Annotated in this window: 12 protein-coding genes; 7 read left to right on the top strand and 5 right to left on the bottom strand. The window is 74.2% G+C overall.

What is annotated here, in order from left to right:
• Positions 1-308: 308 nt before the first annotated feature.
• Positions 309-845 (bottom strand): MarR family winged helix-turn-helix transcriptional regulator, encoded by a 537-nt coding sequence (locus ACGFQ9_RS06640; RefSeq protein WP_393572966.1) that lies wholly within the window; start codon positions 843-845, stop codon positions 309-311.
• Positions 846-961: 116 nt separating this feature from the next.
• Here ACGFQ9_RS06640 and ACGFQ9_RS06645 point away from each other — a divergent pair, with 116 nt between their 5' ends.
• Positions 962-2,431: an MFS transporter gene (locus ACGFQ9_RS06645; protein ID WP_393572968.1), complete on the top strand. Its 1,470-nt coding sequence runs from the start codon at positions 962-964 to the stop codon at positions 2,429-2,431.
• On the opposite strand, the gene ACGFQ9_RS06650 is transcribed toward ACGFQ9_RS06645, so the two are convergent.
• Both ACGFQ9_RS06650 and ACGFQ9_RS06655 read right to left on the bottom strand, forming a co-directional pair.
• Complete coding sequence (locus ACGFQ9_RS06650; RefSeq protein ID WP_393572970.1) at positions 2,334-4,031, bottom strand: SpoIIE family protein phosphatase; 1,698 nt, start codon at positions 4,029-4,031, stop codon at positions 2,334-2,336. The two genes, ACGFQ9_RS06645 and ACGFQ9_RS06650, sit on opposite strands and share 98 nt — an antisense overlap.
• A 199-nt stretch (positions 4,032-4,230) precedes the next feature.
• Positions 4,231-5,664, bottom strand: a complete 1,434-nt coding sequence (locus ACGFQ9_RS06655; protein WP_393571900.1) for an NAD(P)/FAD-dependent oxidoreductase — start codon at positions 5,662-5,664, stop codon at positions 4,231-4,233.
• A 339-nt stretch (positions 5,665-6,003) separates the two neighbouring features.
• On the opposite strand from ACGFQ9_RS06655, the gene ACGFQ9_RS06660 reads away from it, so the two are divergent.
• Together ACGFQ9_RS06660 and ACGFQ9_RS06665 are read left to right on the top strand one after the other, a co-directional pair.
• Positions 6,004-6,774, top strand: a complete 771-nt coding sequence (locus ACGFQ9_RS06660) for a TetR/AcrR family transcriptional regulator (protein WP_393571902.1) — start codon at positions 6,004-6,006, stop codon at positions 6,772-6,774.
• A gap of 217 nt (positions 6,775-6,991) precedes the next feature.
• Positions 6,992-9,028, top strand: coding sequence for a sigma-70 family RNA polymerase sigma factor (locus tag ACGFQ9_RS06665; protein WP_393571904.1), 2,037 nt, complete (start codon positions 6,992-6,994; stop codon positions 9,026-9,028).
• Between the two features lie 556 nt (positions 9,029-9,584).
• Here ACGFQ9_RS06665 and ACGFQ9_RS06670 read toward each other — a convergent pair.
• Positions 9,585-11,756: an asparagine synthase-related protein gene (locus ACGFQ9_RS06670; RefSeq protein WP_393571906.1), complete on the bottom strand. Its 2,172-nt coding sequence runs from the start codon at positions 11,754-11,756 to the stop codon at positions 9,585-9,587.
• Positions 11,757-12,354: 598 nt separating this feature from the next.
• Here ACGFQ9_RS06670 and ACGFQ9_RS06675 point away from each other — a divergent pair.
• From ACGFQ9_RS06675 to ACGFQ9_RS06690, 4 genes are all read left to right on the top strand, one after another.
• A complete protein-coding gene (locus ACGFQ9_RS06675) occupies positions 12,355-14,103 on the top strand; it encodes a sporulation protein (RefSeq protein WP_393571908.1) in 1,749 nt (582 codons plus the stop codon).
• Between the two features lie 141 nt (positions 14,104-14,244).
• Positions 14,245-15,441 (top strand): L-2-hydroxyglutarate oxidase, encoded by a 1,197-nt coding sequence (gene lhgO, locus ACGFQ9_RS06680; protein WP_393571910.1) that lies wholly within the window; start codon positions 14,245-14,247, stop codon positions 15,439-15,441.
• 307 nt (positions 15,442-15,748) lie between these two features.
• Entirely contained in the window at positions 15,749-16,549 is an 801-nt protein-coding gene (gene trmB / locus ACGFQ9_RS06685) for a tRNA (guanosine(46)-N7)-methyltransferase TrmB (RefSeq protein WP_393572972.1), read from the top strand.
• Between the two features lie 103 nt (positions 16,550-16,652).
• Positions 16,653-18,062 carry a PrsW family glutamic-type intramembrane protease gene (locus ACGFQ9_RS06690; protein WP_393572974.1) on the top strand — a complete coding sequence of 470 codons (1,410 nt, stop codon included), beginning with the start codon at positions 16,653-16,655 and terminating at the stop codon, positions 18,060-18,062.
• Here the strand turns inward: ACGFQ9_RS06690 and ACGFQ9_RS06695 are convergent.
• Entirely contained in the window at positions 17,968-19,056 is a 1,089-nt protein-coding gene (locus ACGFQ9_RS06695) for a M23 family metallopeptidase (RefSeq protein ID WP_393571911.1), read from the bottom strand. The two genes, ACGFQ9_RS06690 and ACGFQ9_RS06695, sit on opposite strands and share 95 nt — an antisense overlap.
• Positions 19,057-19,332: the final 276 nt, after the last annotated feature.

Raw genomic sequence — 19,332 nt, forward strand, 5'->3', positions numbered from 1 at the left:
TTCCGGTTCCGGCGCTTTCGCGCTTTTCCCTTCCGGCGGTTCCGACTCTATCAGATCCTTTCGGGCCTGACTCCCAGTCAGCGGGTTTGTCTTCCGGGCTGTTGGGCCCTTCCGACTCCCGAACTCTAGCGGATTTCCCGGGCGGCTCATAATCGGGCCTCGGAAATAAATTCGGGCATGCCGAATTCGTTCCCTGTCGGGGATCGTGCTGAGTTGGGTTGCCGCTACGAGGCGGCGGGATGCGCTGTCGCAGAACCGTTACGGCCCCGCGGCAACTCGGAGTACTTTACGGACCGCCCAGGGGTGTGTCAACCCCGGGTCTGGAGGTCCTCCACCCGGTCCAACAGGCGGGTCAGGATGTCGCCCAGCAGGGCCCGCTCGGTGGTGGAGAGGTCCTGGAGCAGGTCCTCCTCGAAGACCGAGGCCATGCGCATGGCGTCGAGCCACTTGCTCCGGCCCTCCTGCGTGAGCTCCACGATCACGCGGACGCGGTTGGACTCGTCGCGCTCGCGGGTGACCAGCCCCTCCGCCGTCATCCGGTCGATCCGGTGGGTCATCGCCGCCGGCGTCAGTCCCAGCTGCTTCGCCAGCTCGCTCGGGCCCATCCGGTACGGGACGCCCGCGAGGACGAGGGCCTTGAGGACCTCCCACTCCGCGTTGCTGATGCCCAGGGCCGAGGTCTGGCGGCCGTACGCGACGTTCATCCGGCGGTTCAGCCGGCTCAGCCCCGACACGACCTTCTCCACCTGCGGGTCGAGGTCCTGGAACTCGCGCTGGTAGGCGGCGATCTGCTCGTCGATGGTCGGCTCGTTGACGGCGCCAGCGCCGTCGGGGGTCTCACCCATGGCGATGAGTATGGCACGCCTCATTGGCGTCGAACTCCTTCGATGTGTACTCTTCAATCTCGAAGTTTAGGTGTGAAGTCTTCAGCTCTAAGGGTGGGTGAGAAGTGACCAAGGTGATGGGCGCTGCGCTGCGGCGGATCCAGGCCGGCAACGCGCTGACGGCGTTCGGCATCGGCTTCACGGTTCCGTTCCTCTACATCTATGTGGCGCAGGTGCGGGATCTGGGATCCGTGTGGGCGACGGGCGCGTTCATCGCCTTCGCCCTCGGTGCGCTCGTCGCGCTCCCCTTCACCGGTCGCGTCATCGACCGCCGCGGTCCCGTGCCGGTGGTGATCGGCGCCGCGGTCGCCGCCTCGCTGGGTGCCCTGTCCCTCGGGCTGGCGACGGGCGTGCTGCCGATCCTGCTCTCCGCCCTCGCCCTGGGCGCCGGCCAGGCCGTGATGCAGCCCGCGCTGGCCACGATGATCGTGTGGTGTTCCACCCCGGCCACCCGGACCCGGGCCTTCGCGCTCCAGTTCTTCATGCAGAACCTGGGCCTGGGCATCGGCGGCCTGCTCGGCGGCCAGATCGTCGACGAGAACCGCCCCGGCAGCTTCACCCTGCTCTTCGGCATCGAGGCCGTGATGTTCCTGGTGCTGGCCGGGGTCATCCTCTCCGTGCGGATGCCGCACTCGCCCGCCATCAAGGACGCGCTCCCCAAGGACCCGGCGCAGTCCGCCGGCAGCGGCTGGAAGAAGCTGCTGCGGCACAAGGCGATGGTCCAGCTGTGCGTGCTCGGGTTCGTGCTGTTCTTCGCCTGCTACGGACAGTTCGAGTCGGGTCTGGCCGCGTTCGGCACCGAGGCCGCCGGGATCTCCCCCTCCACCCTCGGTTTCGCGCTGGCCGCCAACACCGGCGCGATCGTGCTCGCCCAGTTCGTCGTGCTGAAGATGGTGGAGAAGCGCCGCCGGTCCCGGGTCATCGCGCTGGTCGGCCTGATCTGGACGGGGGCCTGGGTGATCGCCGGGTTCGCCGGCCTCGGGCACGGCAGCTCCGTGATGGCGGCTGCTGCGTTCATCACGACGTACGGGCTCTTCGGCATCGGTGAGGCGATGCTGTCGCCGACGCTGGCCCCGCTGGTCGCGGACCTGGCTCCGGAGGGCTCGGTCGGGCAGTACAACTCAGCCTTCGCCCTGGTGAAGCAGATGGCCCTGGCGCTCGGCCCGCTGGGCGTGCCGCTGGGTGCCGGGCTGCCGATGCTCTACATCGGGATCTTCGTGACGGTCTCGCTGGGCATCGCGTGGCTGGGCCTGCGGCTGGGGAAGCAGCTGACGGCGGCGCAGGACAACCCGTGGTCGGTGCGGGCCGCGAAGGCTCCGGCCGTCCGGCGTGTGGAGGCCGAGCCGGGGTCGCCGCGTAGGGCCGGACGGGAATCGGAGAGAGACGTGCGGGGCCCGCTCCTACTGGAGCGGGCCCCGCACGTTTCGTTGCCTCCGTGGTGCCGGCGTTCTATTTGTCCTTGTCCGGCAGGGCGAACTCGCACCAGACGGCCTTGCCGCCGCCCGGGGTGCGGCGCGAGCCCCAGGAGGAGGCGATGGTCGCGATGATCGAGATGCCGCGGCCGGTTTCGTCGCCCGGTTCGGCGCGGCGGCGCCGCGGAAGGTGGTCGTCCCCGTCGGTGACCTCGACGATCAGACGGTGGTCGGTGCGGCGCAGGCGCAGCCGCATCGGCGGGGTGCCGTGCTGGAGGGAGTTCGCGACGAGTTCGCTGGCCGCCAGGACCCCGAGGTCGCACAGCTCGACCGGGAAGCGCCAGGAGGCGAGGACGCCCTGTGCGAAGGCGCGGGCGCGCGGGGCCGCCTCGACGCCGCCGAGGAGTTCCAGGGCGGCGTTGTGGAACAGCTCGGCGTCCGGGCCGGTGCGGGTGGGGTGCTGGAGGACGAGGACGGCCACGTCGTCGTCGTGGTCGGCGTCCACGCCGAGGGCGCGCATCAGGCGGTCGCAGATGACCTGCGGGGTGCCCTGGGCTCCGGAGAGGGCGCGTGCCAGGGCGGAGACGCCCTCGTCGATGTCCTCGCCGCGGCGCTCGACCAGGCCGTCCGTATAGAGGACGGCGGTGGAGCCGGGGCCGAGGGCGATGGTGCCGGAGGAGTGCAGCCAGCCTCCGGTGCCCAGCGGGGGGCCGGTGGGGTCGGCGGCGCGGCGCACGGTGCCGTCGGCGTCGCGGACCAGGATGGGCAGGTGGCCGGCGGAGGCGTAGGCCAGCAGGCCCTCGTTGGGGTCGTGGACGGCGTAGACGCAGGTGGCGATCTGGCTGGCGTCGATCTCGGCGGCGAGTCCGTCGAGGAGCTGCAGGACCTCGTGGGGCGGCAGGTCGAGGCGGGCGTACGCGCGGACGGCCGTGCGGAGCTGGCCCATGACGGCGGCGGCGCGGACGCCTCGGCCCATGACGTCGCCGATGACGAGGGCGGTGCGGCCGGCGCCGAGGGTGATGACGTCGTACCAGTCGCCGCCGACCGCGGCCTCGGTGCCGCCGGGCTGGTAGGTGGCGGCGATGCGCAGGTCGTCGGGCTGCTCCAGTTCCTGCGGGAGCAGGGAGCGCTGGAGGGTGACGGCGGCCTCGCGCTGGCGGCTTTCGCTGGTGCGGAGCCGGTCGACGGCCTCGGCGTGGTCGGTGACGTCGGCGAGGTGGATCATCACGCCGGTGCTGTCGGGGCCGGGGTAGGCGACGGGGGTGCAGGTGACGGTGTAGGAGTTACCGCCGCCGGGGGCGGTGCGGTTCTTGGCTGTGCGCGGCTTGCCGCTGCGCTGGACCTGGTCGAGGAGCGGGAGCAGGCCGAGTTCGCCGAGTTCGGGGAGGGCCTCGGCGGCGGGGGCGCCGACGGGGCGGGGGCCGAAGCCCGCGGTGTACGCGTCGTTGAGGTAGGAGACGCGGTGGTCGGCTCCGTGGACGAGGGCGACGAGGGCCGGGAGCCGGCCCAGGACCTCGCGTACGGAGAGCTCGTCGGGGGAGGGCACCGCGGCGAATGGGCTGCCGGTGCCGGTGCCGGAGACGGTGGGGTCGGCGGGACGGCCGTCCGGCGTGGAGACGCGGGCAGCGGGGACGGAGCCTTCGCCTCGTTTGGCCTGGGCGGCGGCGTGTTCGGTCCGGGCGGCGGCGCGGCGTTGCGTTCCGGGAAACCGGGCGCTCCAGCGCGTGAAGTTCACTGCGTTCAAGCCTCGTGGTGTCGCTCGTGGTCGCTGTGTTGTTCAGGGACGGTCGCTGGGCGGTGGGGGTTCCCCGCCCGGGCGGATCCGGGAGCGGGGCGGTGTGCCGGCATGGTGCGCCGTCACGCCGTGGTCACTCTGCGCAGGTGTGGGCACACCTATGGTCACACGTCCAGTGTGGCCGACCGCACTGCCTGCGTCAGCCCTCGCCCGGCTTCTGGAGGTGCGGCCGGGGCCGGTGGTGGCGGATGCCCGCGGCGAGTTCGAATTCCGCGCGGGGGTGTTCGAGGGATCCGAGGGACACGATCTCGCGTTTGAACAGGCCGGCGAGGGTCCATTCGGCCAGGACGCGCATCTTGCGGTTGAAGGTGGGGACCCGGCTGAGGTGGTAGGTGCGGTGCATCAGCCAGGCCGGGTAGCCCTTGATCTTCCGGCCGTAGATGTGGGCGACGCCCTTGTGCAGGCCGAGGGAGGCGACGGAGCCGGCGTACTTGTGGGCGTACTCGGTGAGGACCTCGCCGCGGAGGGCGGCGATCAGGTTGTCGGCGAGCGCCTTGGCCTGGCGTACGGCGTGCTGGGCGTTGGGGGCGGTTTCGACACCGGGTTCCTTGGCGGTGATGTCGGGGACGGCGGCGGCGTCGCCGGCGGCCCAGGCGTGCTCGACTCCTTCGACGGTGAGGAAGGCGGTGCAGACGAGCCGGCCTCGTTCGTTCCTGGGCAGGTCGGTGGCGGCGAGGACCGGGTTCGGTTTGACGCCCGCGGTCCAGACGACGGTGCGGGTCGGGAAGCGGCTGCCGTCGCTGAGGACGGCCACGCGGTTCTCGCAGGAGTCAAGGCAGGTGTCCAGGCGTACGTCGATGTTGCGGCGGCGGAGCTCGCTGACGGTGTACCTGCCGAGTTCGGGGCCGACCTCGGGGAGGATGTGGTCGCTCGCCTCGACCAGCACCCACTTCATGTCCTCGGGCTTGATGTTGTGGTAGTAGCGGGCGGCGTAGCGGGCCATGTCCTCCAGTTCGCCGAGGGCTTCGACGCCGGCGTAGCCGCCGCCGACGAAGACGAAGGTGAGGGCGGCGTCGCGGATGGCGGGGTCGCGGGTGGAGGAGGCGATGTCCATCTGCTCGATGACGTGGTTCCGCAGGCCGATGGCCTCCTCGACGGTCTTGAAGCCGATGGCGTAGTCGGCGAGGCCGGGGATCGGGAGGGTGCGGGAGATGGACCCGGGCGCGATGACCAGTTCGTCGTACTGCAGGTGGTGCGGGCCGGCGCCTTCCTCGTCCGTGGCGAGGGTGTGGATGGTGGCGGTCCGCTTGGCGTGGTCGATGCTGCGGGCCTCGCCGATGACGATGCGGCATCTCGTCAGGAGGCGGCGGAGCGGGACGACCACGTGGCGGGGGGAGATGGAGCCGGCCGCCGCTTCGGGGAGGAAGGGCTGGTAGGTCATGTAGGGCTCGGGGGTGACCACCGTGACCTCGGCTTCGCCGGCTCTGAGCTTGTTCTGGAGCCGGAGGGCCGTGTACATGCCGACGTAGCCGCCGCCGATGACGAGGATGCGCGTGCGGGGCGGGGGTCCCCCCGGCGAAGCCTGGGGGAGGTTGTCGGGGGCCTCGCCCCGGGAGTTGGCAGCCTTCACCATCCCATGACGCATCGTGGCCGGGAGTTTGTCCACAGGCCCGTCCAATTGTGTGACCGGCGGAGGCTGTGGGGCGGTGTTGGCGGAAGGGGGCCAGGGGGTGCAAGGAGTGCAGGTCAGAGGCTCCGGAAGGGTCGGTTCCGGAGGGCCGAAACGGAAAAGTGGGGGTGAATGCTCCGATCGGGCGGTGGTCCGTACGGGGCTGCCTCTTCTGAATTGACTCTGGCTCAACTATGTTCGTAACTCGTCGAGAGTTGGACCGGGCCTCGATGACCACGGCCCACTCGACACGAAGGCGGGGAGTGTCTCCGGGGGGAGACGAATGATTACCGGGGGAAACATATGCACATTTCCGATTTCCATGGTTCTGCGACGGCGCTCTCGGACGGGGGCAGCCGCGTGATCGCGGGCGGCACCACCACCCATGGCGTGGGCCGTTCCACCCCGCTGCGCGTGGACGCGCAGCGCAATCTGGAGCACGTGCTGCGGGCAGCGCGTGAGGTCTTCGGGGAGCTGGGGTATGGGGCCCCGATGGAGGACGTCGCACGGCGGGCCCGGGTGGGCGTCGGCACCGTGTACCGGCGCTTCCCGAGCAAGGACGTGCTGGTCCGGCGGATAGCCGAGGAGGAGACCGCACGGCTGACCGAGCAGGCGCGGGCCGCGCTGGGCCAGGAGGAGGAGCCCTGGCAGGCGCTGTCCCGGTTCCTGCGGACCTCCGTGGCCTCGGGTGCCGGCCGGCTCCTGCCGCCGCAGGTGCTGCGGGTCGGCTCGGTGGCCGAGGAGGACGGCGCGGCTGTGACGGCCGTGACGGCCGAGGACGCCCGGGTGCCGCAGCAGCGGCAGCAGTCGGAGCTGCGGGTCGTCGGCTCGCGGCCGTCCGCGCCCGGCGAGCCCTCCGAGGACGCGGGTGCCGGAGCGCTGCTCGAGGTGGTCGGCAAGCTGGTGGAGCGGGCACGGGCCGCGGGTGAGCTGCGGGCGGACGTCACGGTGGCCGATGTGCTGCTGGTCATAGCGACCGCCGCGCCGGCGCTGCCGGACCCGGCCCAGCAGGCCGCGGCCTCGGCCCGGCTGCTGGACATCCTGCTGGAGGGTCTGCGCTCGCGGACGGCGTGACGGCACGCGCCTCGGCGTCACCCGTGCGTGTGGGAGCTGCCGAGGCGCGCCGGATCCCTCGAACGACCGACCGCTCGAACGAGTGAGGACACGCGGGGCTGTTCCCCGGGGCGTGCCCGGATGAGTGGAAGGCGCGGAGAGGGGTCCGGCGCGCGCCCCCCGTGTGCCACGCTTGCCGGCGTGTACCGGTTCAGGGTGTCGTGCGAGGGCTTCCACGATGGGCGTTGACGGTCGGAACGAACCACACGGTGGCGCCGGGGGCGATGTCGAGGCGGGCGGCCTGCCCGCACGGCAGGTACCGGCACAGCGGGAGCACGGCAGCGGAGCCACCTCGGCCGAACTGCCGCCGTCCGACGGTGACCTGATCGCCCGGGTGCGCGGCGGCGACGACAGCGCCTACGAGGAGCTGTTCCGCCGGCACTCCGATGCCGTGCGCCGGTACGCCCGTACCTGCTGCCGGGACGGGCACACGGCGGAGGACCTGACCGCGGAGGTGTTCGCGCGGACCCTGCAGGCGGTGCGCGGCGGAGCCGGTCCGGACCAGGCGGTGCGGGCGTATCTGCTCACCACGGTCCGCCGGGTGGCCGCCGCGTGGACGAAGACCGCCAGGCGGGAGCAGCTCGTCGAGGACTTCGCCGTGTTCGCGGAGCAGGCGGCCGCGGGCGCGGCGGGCACCGGCGGCGCGGCCGGGCTGTCCGGCGAGGACACCCTGGAGCCGGCCGCGGACGTCCGGGCCATGCACCTGGCCGAGCAGTCCCTGGCGATGCAGGCGTTCCGGAGCCTGCCGGAGCGGTGGCAGGCCGTGCTGTGGCACACCACCGTCGAGGACGCGTCGCCCAGCTCGATCGCGCCGTTGTTCGGACTGACCGCCAACGCGACGGCGGTGCTGGCGGGCCGGGCCCGGGAGGGTCTGAAGCAGGCGTACCTGCAGGCTCACGTCAGTACGGCGCTCGGCGAGGGCGGGGAGTGCGCGCGGTACGCGGACCGGCTGGGCGCGTTCGCGCGGGGCGGGCTGCGGATGCGCGCGGAGCGGGGGCTGCGCAGGCACCTGGAGGAATGCGCGAAGTGCCGGCTGGCCGTCGGCGAGCTCAGCGATGTCAACACGGGCATTCCGGCGCTGCTTCCGGTCGCGGTCATCGGGTGGTTCGCGGCGGGGTACGCCGCCAAGGCCGCCGGGGTGGTGGCCGGGGGCGCCGTCGCCGCAGGCGGCGCGGGGGCGGCGGCGGCCGCGACGGGGGGTGCCGGAGCGGGGGCCGGTGCGGGGGCCGGTGCGGGGGCCGGTGCGGGGGCTGGTGCGGGTGCGGGCACTGCAAGTGCTGCGGGTGCCGGAGCGGGGGCCGGTGCGGGAGCTGGTGCGGGAGCTGGTGCGGCCGGCGGGTCGGGGGCGGCCGGCGGGTCCGGGGTGGGTGCCGCCGCGGCCTCCGAGGGGCTCGGGCTGCCCGCGAAGGCCGCGCTCGCGGCCGGGATCGCGGTGGCCGCGGCCGCCGGGGTGGTGTTCGCCTTCGCCGGTGACGAAGTGGAGCCAAAGGCCGGGGCGAAGCCCGCGCCGAGCGCGGCGGCCCCCGCGCTGCCGGACCGCCCGGCCCCGCCCGTGCCCTCGCCTTCCCCCACGCCCTCACCGAGCCCGGCCGAGCCGGAGCCGCCCGTACCCGCACCGCGTGCCGAGCGGCCGTCACGCACGCAGAGCCCGAGTGCCCGGCCGGCGCCCCCGGCCCCGCCGAAGCGGTCCCCCCAGCCCACTCCTCCGCCCACTCCTTCACCCACTCCTCCTTCGCCTTCGCCGAAACCGGCTCCGCCGCCCGTCCCCAAGCCGCCGACGGGGTACCAGCTGGCCCGGCTCGGGTACGCGGTGCTCGGCGACCACAGCCGGCCCGAGCTGGACGCGTGGCGCAGCAGCTGGGTCTGGCAGCGGTGGGGGCTGCGGGTCGGCGGGCAGCGCTTCGAGCAGGGCATCACGGTCAACGCCCGCTCCCGGGTGGAGATCCGGCTCAACCGGCAGTGCACGGCATTCTCCGCGAGGGTCGGCGTGGACGACCTGTCGCTGCCGAGGGGGGCGGGATCGGTGCGGTTCTCCGTCTACGCGGACGGCAGACGCGTCTGGCGCTCCGCACCGGTCGGCCATGGCGACGGCGCCGTGCCGGTGGGGGTCGGGCTGGCGGGAGCGGAGCGGCTGCGGCTGGTGGCCGAGCCGGTCGGGGGGGCTGGGCGGCCGATGCTCGTCGCTTGGGCGGACGCGGTCATCAACTGCCGCTAGTCCTCGGCTCGGCCGAGGTGTGGACAGGCGTTCCGCAGGGCTCTGCCCCCGCCCTGCCGGGGCGTGGGCGCTGCTCCGCAAAAGGTGTGGGCAGGCGTTCCGCAGAGCTCTGCCCCGCCCTGGCCGGGGGGCGGCACCACCGAGGTGTGGGGGCGGCTCCGCTGAGGTGTGGGCAGGCGTTCCGCAGGGCGATGGGGGTCCCCCCTGCTCGAGCGAAGTCGAGAGCTTGGGGGAGGGTGGGCACACCGGAACGCCGCTCCGCAGGCTCGCTCCCGCCCCACCGAAGCCATGGCCGGGCCCGGCCGCAGCCGCTGCCCCGGGGCCCGGGCGGGGCTCCGCCAGGCCCGGCACCGCCCCGGAGCGGAGCTCCGCCCGGACGGGGTCCGACCCGTCTGCGGGGTCGGGGTGCGGGGACACGCTGCGCGTCCGGCGCGGGCCGGTGTGCCGTGTGCCCACCCGTGCCGCCCCAGCGGCACGACTGCCCACACGGCCGGTGGCGGCGCGGCACCGCCTGCCCACACGGCCGGTGGCGGCGCGGCACGCACGGTCGGCGGCGTCAGGACAGCGCGGCGCGGCGGAGGGGGACGCCTGTGGGGACGGCGCGGCGGCGGGGGGTGGAGGTGCCGGTCCAGCACGTGCCGCGCCGGGCCAGCAGGCGCCGCAGCCACAGCTCCATGGAGACCAGGTCGGCGAGGCCGTCCAGCGGGACCGGGTGGCCTTGCGCCGCGTCCGTCAGGGCCTGCTGGACGACCCGCGCGTCGACCAGGCCCGCGTCCGCGAGGTAGGGGGAGGCGAAGAGGAGCAGCAGGTCGGGGAGGGCGGTGCGCAGGCCGAGGCGGGTGGCCGTTTCGTTCGGGGTGTGGGTCACCGCGCCCCACCCGGGCGGGAGTTCGCGGACGCCGGTGCCCGAGAGCACCTCGCGCAGGATGGTCGCCCGGGCACCCGGCTGGACGCGCAGGGAATCCGGGAGGGCCCGGGCGGCCCGGACGACCTGGTTGTCCAGGAAGGGGGCGTGCAGGCGCTGGCTGCGGACCTCGGCGGCCTGCTCGAAGACGCGGTGGTCCGCCGCGTGCCGGGCCAGCGCCGAGCGGGCACGGGCCTCGCCGGGCCGGAGCGACAGCGGCGGCCGCCCGGCCGCGGCGCTCAGCCGGATCGATACTTCGGCCAGCGCCTCGCCGGTGAGCCAGCGTGCCGCCGGCCCCGGCCGGCACCAGGCGAGGGCGGAGAGGGAGGCGTTCACCGGGCCGTCCGGGGCGGTCGGCAGGCGGCCGTCGCGGAGTTGGCCGGCCACCGCCTCCACTCCCGCGCGGTACGGCGTACGGGCGAGGCGGCGCGCCGCGGAGTACACCGTCAGCGGGACCAGGAGCGAGGTGCCCTCGGCCGCGGCCGAGCGGGCCAGCGCGGCCACCGGGCGGAGGAGGGGCCGGCGGCGGCGGTCCATCAGCAGGTCGGCCAGCCGGGCCGGGTGTGCGTCGAGGACCTGGCGGGCGCCGTGACCGACGAGGTGGTCGGCGGAGCCGGCGGCCAGCCGGCGCCGTTCGCGGGCGGCCACGACCAGTCCGGGGCCGGGTTCGTCGGTGAGCGGGCCGTCCAGGTCGGCGTACGGGAGGGCCTCGTCGGAGGCGGCGACCACCACGTGGTGCAGGCGCGGGTCGGCGGCGATCGCGCGGGCCCGTTCCAGTTCCGGCTCCCGGCCCTGCGGGGTGGTCAGGTCGTTGAAGGTGACGGCCAGCAGCCGTTCGCCCGCGGCGGTGGCGCCGTGCCCGAGGAGGGTGCCGGGGGCGCCGGGGAGTCCCGCGGCGAGCAGCGCGAGGGTGGCGGAGGAACTGCCCCCGGAGAGGTCGGCGCCGATGCCGGGGACCGGCGCGGGCATGCCGCGGGCCGCCCGCCGGTCCTCCGGCCCCATCCCGGGGACCGGTCCGGGGTCGTACGGCAGGGTGTCGGGAGCATGCCGTGGCGCCGTGAGCCGGGCGCGCACCGCATCCACCAATGCCTCCCGTACGCCCTCCACCGCCGGCCCCGCCTCGAGCTCCGGCGCGGCCACGGCGAGGGAGGCGACCGGCTCGTAACCGGTGATCTCGCGGGAGCCTTCGCGCAGGATCAGCGCGTGGCCGGGCGGGATCCGCCGGACCCCGGCGTACGGGGTGCCGTCGCCCAGTGCCTCCGGGCTGTCCGGGCAGGCCAGGAGGGCGGCGAGGTGGCCGATGTCGAGCTGTGCCTCGATCAGGTCGGCGAGCGGCAGCGCGGCCGTCGCGTACGCGGTGCCGCCCGCCCAGGGGGTGTAGAACACGGGCCGGGCTCCGGCCAGGTCGCCGAGGACGGTGATCCGGCGGCCGGTCTGCACCACGACGGTGTGGCTGCCGGGCCAGGAGGTCAGGTGGCGCAGGGCGCCGCCGCGGGCGGTGTAGAGGGCGCGGCGGAGTTCGTCGTCGTCGGCGCCGCAGCAGCCGAGCACGGCGAGCCGGGTGAAGGGGTCGGCGGGGTCGGCGGTGACGGTGCGGATCTCGTCGGCGCGCCAGTCCCCGACCGCCCACAGCGGGTCGGGGTCGCCCCAGAGCAGCTGGGCGCCGACGGGGTGGACGGTCCGTTCGGCGTCCTCGGCCGGGTCATCGGGATGGGCGGCGTCGGCCAGGCCCCCGCGGAGCACGCCGTCGTGGCCGGCACCGGTCACGCGACCGGCCGTGCCGAAACTCGCGGCGATACTGCTCCACCCCACCAACCAGCGCATCGCCGCCTCCCCGCTACCAGCTTCGTGGGCACCTGTGGGACGGGGTCCATGCTGCCACGAGAGAGGCGCACAAGGGTCGGCAAAGGGGGCGCACAGATGAGTGAGTGCGCGCCGCTGATGCCGCATTTGACGCTCCGTGACCGGAATCCCGGCGCGCACCACCGTCGGGTTTCAGCCATTCTTCGGGCGCGCGACGGCCGGGTGTTGGCCGTAAGACGGCGGCGCGGGGCGCGGCCCGGGAGGCGCGGCCCACCTCCCGGACCGGTCCGCCACCCGCGGGGATTGAGGCGGCGGTGTCCCCCGGCCCACCGGATCCGCGCAGCGGGCCGACCCACGCACCGCACATCGAATCGCCGGGCTCTCGGCCGGGCCAGAGCGCACGGCCGGGCGCACGGCCACACAGCCGGAGCACGGGTACGGGCGTGCGCCCCCGGCGCTCGGACGGCGCGCGTCCGTGTGCACGGACAACAATCCCGCCATAGGGAAGGCAGGCCCTTAACGCTTGGCATGCGGCGAACTACGCTGGGTTTACGAATGCCGGGCGCCTATGCCCGGCGGCCGGCTTGTGTGGTGCGTTCCGCGTGACGAGGGGTGGCGCATGTCCAGGGAGCTCCGCGAGCCCAACGAGAAACTCGGCGCCGTCCTCGCCCTCGCCGGCATCAGCAACGCGGGGCTGGCCAGGCGGGTCAACGACCTCGGCGCGCAGCGGGGCCTGACGCTCCGCTACGACAAGACCTCCGTGGCCCGGTGGGTGTCGAAGGGCATGGTGCCGCAGGGTGCCGCCCCGCATCTGATCGCGGCCGCGATCGGCGCCAAGCTCGGGCGCCCGGTGCCGCTGCACGAGATCGGGCTCGCCGATGCGGATCCGGCGCCCGAGGTGGGTCTGAGCTTCCCGCGCGACGTGGGGGCGGCGGTGCGTTCGGCCACCGATCTGTACCGGCTGGATCTGGTGGGCCGGCGCGGCGGTGGCGGGATCTGGCAGTCCCTCGCCGGGTCCTTCTCGGTGTCGGCGTACGCGGTGCCGGCCTCCCGGTGGCTGATATCGCCGGCGGACAGTTCGGTGGCGCGGGAGCCCTCGCCGCCGACCGGGCCGACGGCGACAGCGGCGCCTGCGCCGACGGACGGGGCCGCGTCCGGACCGGTGCCCCTGCAGACGCCGCGGGCCGGGCGGATGGGCCGGGGATCCCGGCGGGCACCCGGACAGGCGCCTGCGCAGACGTCCGCGCAGACGTCCACGCAGACACCCGCCCACACGCCCGCGCAGACGTCCGCTCCTGCCGCTGCCCGTGCCGCCGCTGCTGCCGCCGCTCCTGCCGTGTCCACATCGCCACCGCCGTCGCCCGCGCCGTCGCCGACCTCCGTTGTGCCCTCGCAGCCGGGACCCGAAACGCGCGGCGGCCCGGCGCTGCTGCTGTCGGACGCGACACCGCAACGGGTCGGCCACAGCGACGTGGCCAAGCTGCGCGAGGCCGCCGAGGACGCCCGGCGCTGGGACTCCAAGTACGGCGGCGGGGACTGGCGTTCGTCGATGGTCCCGGAGTGCCTGCGGGTGGACGCGGCACCGCTGCTGCTCGGCTCGTACAGCGACGAGGTGGGCCGGGCCCTGTTCGGCGCCACCGCCGAACTGACCCGGCTGGCCGGGTGGATGGCCTTCGACACCGGACAGCAGGAGGCGGCCCAGCGGTACTACATCCAGGCGCTGCGGCTGGCCCGCGCGGCGGCCGACGTACCGCTCGGCGGGTACGTGCTGGCGTCCATGTCCCTGCAGGCCACCTACCGGGACTTCGCGGACGAGGGAGTGGACCTCGCGCAGGCCGCCGTGGAACGGAACCGGGGCCTGGCCACCGCCCGCACCATGAGCTTCTTCCGGCTGGTGGAGGCGCGGGCGCACGCCAAGGCGGGGGACTCCCAGGCGGCCGGCTCGGCGCTGCGGGCGGCGGAGGGCTGGCTGGAGCGGGCGCGCGAGGGCGACCCCGATCCGACCTGGCTGGGTTTCTACTCCTACGACCGCTTCGCGGCGGACGCGGCGGAGTGCTACCGGGACCTGAAACTGCCCCGGCAGGTACGGCGGTTCACCGAGCAGGCCCTGTCCCGGCCGACGGAGGAGTACGTGCGCTCGCACGGACTGCGCCTGGTGGTCAGCGCCGTCGCCGAGCTGGAGTCCGGCAACCTGGACGCGGCCTGTGCGGCGGGGACCCGGGCGGTGGAGGTCGCGGGGCGGATCTCGTCCGCCCGCACCACCGAGTACGTACGGGACCTGCTGCACCGGCTGGAGCCGTACGGGGACGAGCCCCGGGTCGCCGAGCTGCGGGAGCGGGCGCGTCCGCTGCTGGTCACGCCCGCCTGACGGGCGCGCCGGGGCCGCCTGACGAGTGGGCCGGGGGCCGCCTGACGGGTGGGCCGGGGGCCGGTTTTCGCCTGCTCCGTGGTGCCCCGGCGCTTGGCTGTCAGTGGCACGGTGCAGTATCAGGGGTGGGAGGTGGCGCGAGTGGGCAGCCTGGACTGCGATGTGCTGGTGATCGGCGGCGGGATCGTCGGCCTGTCGACCGCGCATGCGCTCTCGCGGCTCGCGCCGGGCACGCGGGTGGTGGTCCTGGAGAAGGAGGCCGGTCCGGCCCGGCACCAGACCGGCCGCAACAGCGGAGTGATCCACAGCGGGATCTATTACCGTCCGGGCTCGCTCAAGGCCCGGTTCGCGGTGCGCGGCGCGGCCGAGATGGTGAAGTTCTGCGCGGAGCACGGCATTCCGCACGAGGTGACCGGGAAGCTGATCGTCGCGACGGAGCGGTCGGAGCTGCCGCGGCTGCACGCACTGGTCCAGCGCGGCCGGGAGAACGGCATTCCGGTGCGGGAGCTGGGCCCGGCACAGATCGCGGAGTACGAGCCGGAGGTCCGCGGCCTGGCCGCGATCCACGTCGGCACCACCGGCATCGTGGACTACGGACGGGTCGCCGGGCAGCTGGGCGAGGCCTCGGGGGCGGACGTGCTGTACGGGGAGCGGGTGGAGCTGATCTCCCGCCGTCCGTCGGCGGTCGCGGTGCGCACCTCGTCGGGCCTGGTCGTACGGGCGAAGGCGCTGGTGAACTGCGCGGGGCTGCAGTGCGACCGGGTGGCGCGGCTGGCGGGCGACGACCCGGGCATGCGGATCCTTCCCTTCCGGGGGGAGTACTACGACCTCGCGCGGCCTTCGCTGGTGCGCGGCCTGGTCTATCCGGTGCCCGACCCGGCCTTCCCGTTCCTGGGGGTCCATCTCACCCGGGGCATCGGCGGCGGCGTGCACGTCGGACCGAACGCGGTGCCGGCGCTGGCCCGCGAGGGGTACGGCTGGTCGGTGGTCCGCCCGCGCGACGTGGCCTCGGAGCTGGTCTGGCCGGGGACCTGGGCGATGGCGCGACGGCACTGGCGGTACGGCGCCGGGGAGATCCACCGCTCGCTCTCGAAGCGGGCCTTCACCGAGGCCGTGCGCAGGCTGCTGCCGGGGGTCGAGGAATCGGATCTGCGGCCGGCCGAGGCGGGTGTGCGGGCGCAGGCCGTGCTGCGGGACGGCACGCTGGTGGACGACTTCCTGATCCGCGAGGCACCGCGGACGGTGCACGTGCTGAACGCGCCGTCCCCCGCGGCGACGGCCTCGCTCCCGATCGGCCGCGAGGTCGCCCGGCGGGCGCTGGACGCGTTGCGGGGCTGAGCGCGGCGCGGCCGGCCGGCCGGCCGGCCCCCGCGGTGTCGGGCTGCGGCCCCGGACCCCGCGCATCCGTTGGCTGGCCCTGCCCCCGTGCGGGCCGGCTGTGGCTGGTCGCGCAGTGCCCCGCGCCCCCAGGGGACAGAGCTCCGGCACCGTGCCGCGTCAGAGCCCGCGCCCTCCGGGGCGGGGGCGTCCAGCGCGCGCCGTCCCGTAGGGCGGAACGTAGAATCGACGCACTGTGTCTGAGTCCCTGAATCCCCAGCCCAGCGCCGACGGCGTGGAGCAGTCGAACCGCGTCGCGGACGTCGACATCGCCGACCTTCCCGTCGAGGCGCCGGAGGCGCCCCCGTACACGCCGCCCCGCTGGCGCACCGAGTCGCGCTTCGGCCCCGAGGGCCCCGCGCCCGACCCGGCCGGATCGCACCACGAGCGGCGGATCCGCAGCTTCCAGCCGCGGCGCAGCCGGGTGACCACCGGCCAGGAGGACGCCCTGCGGCGGCTCTGGACCACCTGGGGCCTGGACATCGACGGCCGGTCCGTCATCGACCTCGACGTACTGTTCGACGGCCTGCCCGTGGTCCTGGAGATCGGCTTCGGCATGGGCGAGGCCACCGCCCAGATGGCCGCCGACGACCCGGACACCGGTGTCCTCGCGGCCGACGTGCACACCCCCGGCCAGGGCAACCTGCTGGCCCTGGCCGAGCGGAACGGCCTCACCAACGTCCGCGTCGCCAACGGCGACGCGATCATCCTGCTCCGCGAAATGCTGCCGCCGGCCTCCCTCGCCGGGATGCGCGTCTACTTCCCGGACCCGTGGCCCAAGAAGCGGCACCACAAGCGCCGGCTCATCCAGCCCGAGTTCCTCTCCCTCGCCGCGACCAGGCTGGCGCCCGGCGCCGTGCTGCACTGCGCCACGGACTGGGAGCCGTACGCCGAGCAGATGCTCGAAGTCCTCACCGCGCACCCCGACTTCGAAAACACGCAGGAGGACGGCGGTTTCGCACCGCGTCCGCCGTTCCGGCCGCTCACCCGCTTCGAGGGGCAGGGGCTCGACAAGGGGCACGTCGTACACGACCTCCTCTTCCACCGCACCCCGAACGACGGGAACTGACCCCGACCGGCGAATCCGAGGTCTCGTCACCGCGCGTGTCAGAGGCGCTCGTTACTGTGATGGTGTGGAGGTCCGAGCGCTGGGCGGCGCGGCGGTCCGTGTCCTGCGTGCCGTCCGTGACGTTCTCGCGCGCCCGTCGGGCACGGTCCGTACGTGTGTGCTCCTCGGCCTGCTCGCCGTTTCCGGGGCGGCCATCCTGGAGCTGGTCCGGGAGGAGACCGGCACGCCCGGGTTCTTCGTCGGGCTGGGTCTCGCCCTGCTGCCGGTGCCGGTGCTCATGGCGGCGTTCCGGTGGCTGGGCCGGGTCACGCCCGGCCCCTGGCCTTACCTGCTGTACGCGTTCGGCTGGGGTGCCTGCGCCGCGGCGCTGATCGCCATACTGGCCAACAGCTTCGCGACGGAGTGGATAGCCGGTGCCACCGCCGACCCCTCCGACGCCGATCAGCTCGGCTCGATCGCGATCGCCCCGGTGGTGGAGGAGTCCGCGAAGGCGGCGGCCCTGCTGCTGGTGTTCCTGTTCCGGAGACAGCGGCTGTGCGGTATCGCCGACGGGATCGTCCTCGCGGGGTTCACCGCCACCGGCTTCGCCTTCACCGAGAACATCCTCTATCTGGGCAATGCCTTCGGTGAGGACCTCGGCAGCGGCATCGGCGTACTGGACTCGCTGACCGCCGCGACCTTCTTCGTGCGGATCATGCTGTCGCCGTTCGCGCATCCGCTGTTCACCGTGCTCACCGGTATCGGTTTCGGCGCGGCCGCGCTGTGCGCCCGGCGTCCGGGGCGGGTGGTGCTCCCCCTGTCGGGCCTGACGCTCGCGATGGGCGTGCACGCGCTCTGGAACAGCTCGTCGGAGCTGGGCGAGTACGGCTTCTACGTGGTGTACGGCTCCGTGATGGTCCCGGCCTTCGGGCTGCTGGTCTGGCTGGCCCTGTGGACCCGGCGGCGCCGGCTGCGCACCCTGGGCAGCGAGTTGGCGGTGTACGCGGCGGCGGGGTGGCTGGCTCCGGCCGAAGTCCCCGCGCTGGCCTCGATGCCGGCCCGCTCCCTGGCCCGCGTGCTGGCCCGGAACGCGGGCGGCCGTACGGCGGGGCGGGTGGTGGCGGCCTACCAGGCGGACGCGGCGGAGCTCGCGCTGCTGCGGCACCGCGCACGGCGAGGCGGCCCGGCCGGGGTGCCGGAATTCGTCGAGCGGGAGCGGGAGTTGCTGGACCGGATGTGGCTGTACCGGCCGGTGGCCGGTCCGGTGCTGGTCCGGGCGGCGGTGCTGGAGGAGCTGGTCCCGGCCCCGTCTGCCCCGTCGGGCCAGTCCGCTCAGGCGGGCGCCGCGGCGCGGCGCCTGCTGCCCGGCCCGCGGCCGGTGCCGGCCGCGGCCGTGCCCCTGGCGCGGCCCCCCGCCCTGCCCGTGGTGCTGCCCGTCGCTAGACGTTCAGGCCCCTGGACTCCAGCCAGGACAGCGGATCCATCGTCGAGCCCCCGGCCGTGCGCACTTCCAGGTGCAGATGGGCCCCGGTGACGTTGCCGGTCGCACCGACCCGCCCGATGGTCTGGCCGGTGCTCACCGCGCCGGAGGTCACCGACATCGAGGAGAGGTGGCAGTACCAGATCTGGGTGCCGTCCTCGAGCTCGAGCACGATCCGGTAGCCGTACGCCCCGGACCATCCCGCCGAGACGATCTTGCCGCCGTGCACCGCCTTGACCGGCGTACCCGTCGGCGCCGCGAAGTCGAGGCCGGTGTGGTGTCCGGAGGACCACATGGAACCGGCGTCGCCGTAGTGCGAGGTGAGCGTGTAGGAGGAGGTCGGCAGGGAGTACGAGCCCGTCGCCGGCTTCGGCGCCTGTTCCGCCGCCTTCTCCTCCGCCGCCTTCCGGGCGGCTTCCTCGGCCGCCGCGGCCTTCTGCGCCGCTTCCTCGGCCGCCTTGCGGGCGGCCTCGTCGGCCGCCTTCTGCGCGGCGTCCTGCTTGGCCTTCGCCTCCGCCGCGGCGGCGTCCTGGGCGGCGCGCTCGGCGGCGAGCAGTTCGGCGGCCGCGGCCGCGTCCTGCTGGGACTCGGCCTGCTGGAGGATGCGGTGGCGGAGCGCTTCACCGGCGTCGGCACCGGAGCCGGCGAGACGGTCGGCGGCGCCGTCCGCCTGCCGGGGGATGAACGGGGCGGGCCCGGCCTGCCGGCCGCCGGCACCGCTGTCGCCCGTGTCCCCGAAGCCGGCCTTGTCGGCCATGTCGGCGACCCCTCCGGCCACCTCTCCTGCCACGTCGCCCGCCACGTCACCCACGGAGTCCAGTGAGGGCAGGGATATCGCGACCTGGGGGCGGTCCTGTGCGGTGGCGATGCCGCTTGCGCCCACGGCCGCGATCACGCCGACGCCCAGAACGGTGGAGCTGCGGGCGAGTCCGCCGCGCTGGCGGGCCACCCGGTGCCGGCCGCGGACCGGACGGGCGGAGTCCTCGGTGGGGTTCCATTCACCCCAGGCACCGGCGGAGGGCTGCTCGGGGTTCTCGTTGCCTTCCACCGGGATGACTCCTTCCGGCGCGCACGCGCACGGTGCCGCCTGTTGCGACGGTTGGGACGACCGCGCTGCGTTATCGAACGGTAATAGACAGGGGTGCATGATTCCAAGCTGTTGCGATTGATCGTTCCCGCCAATCGGCCATCCCCTGGCGCAGTTTGGTCCGAACATTCCACCCATACCTGCCACCAATCAGGGCATTCGACCCCACCTTCCGGCACATTCCCGGCCATGAACAGCATCTGACGCAGCATCAGGCGTGATACCGGAGAGCACTTC

This window comes from Streptomyces sp. NPDC048603, from assembly GCF_043199475.1.
Taxonomy (GTDB): Bacteria; Actinomycetota; Actinomycetes; order Streptomycetales; family Streptomycetaceae; genus Streptomyces.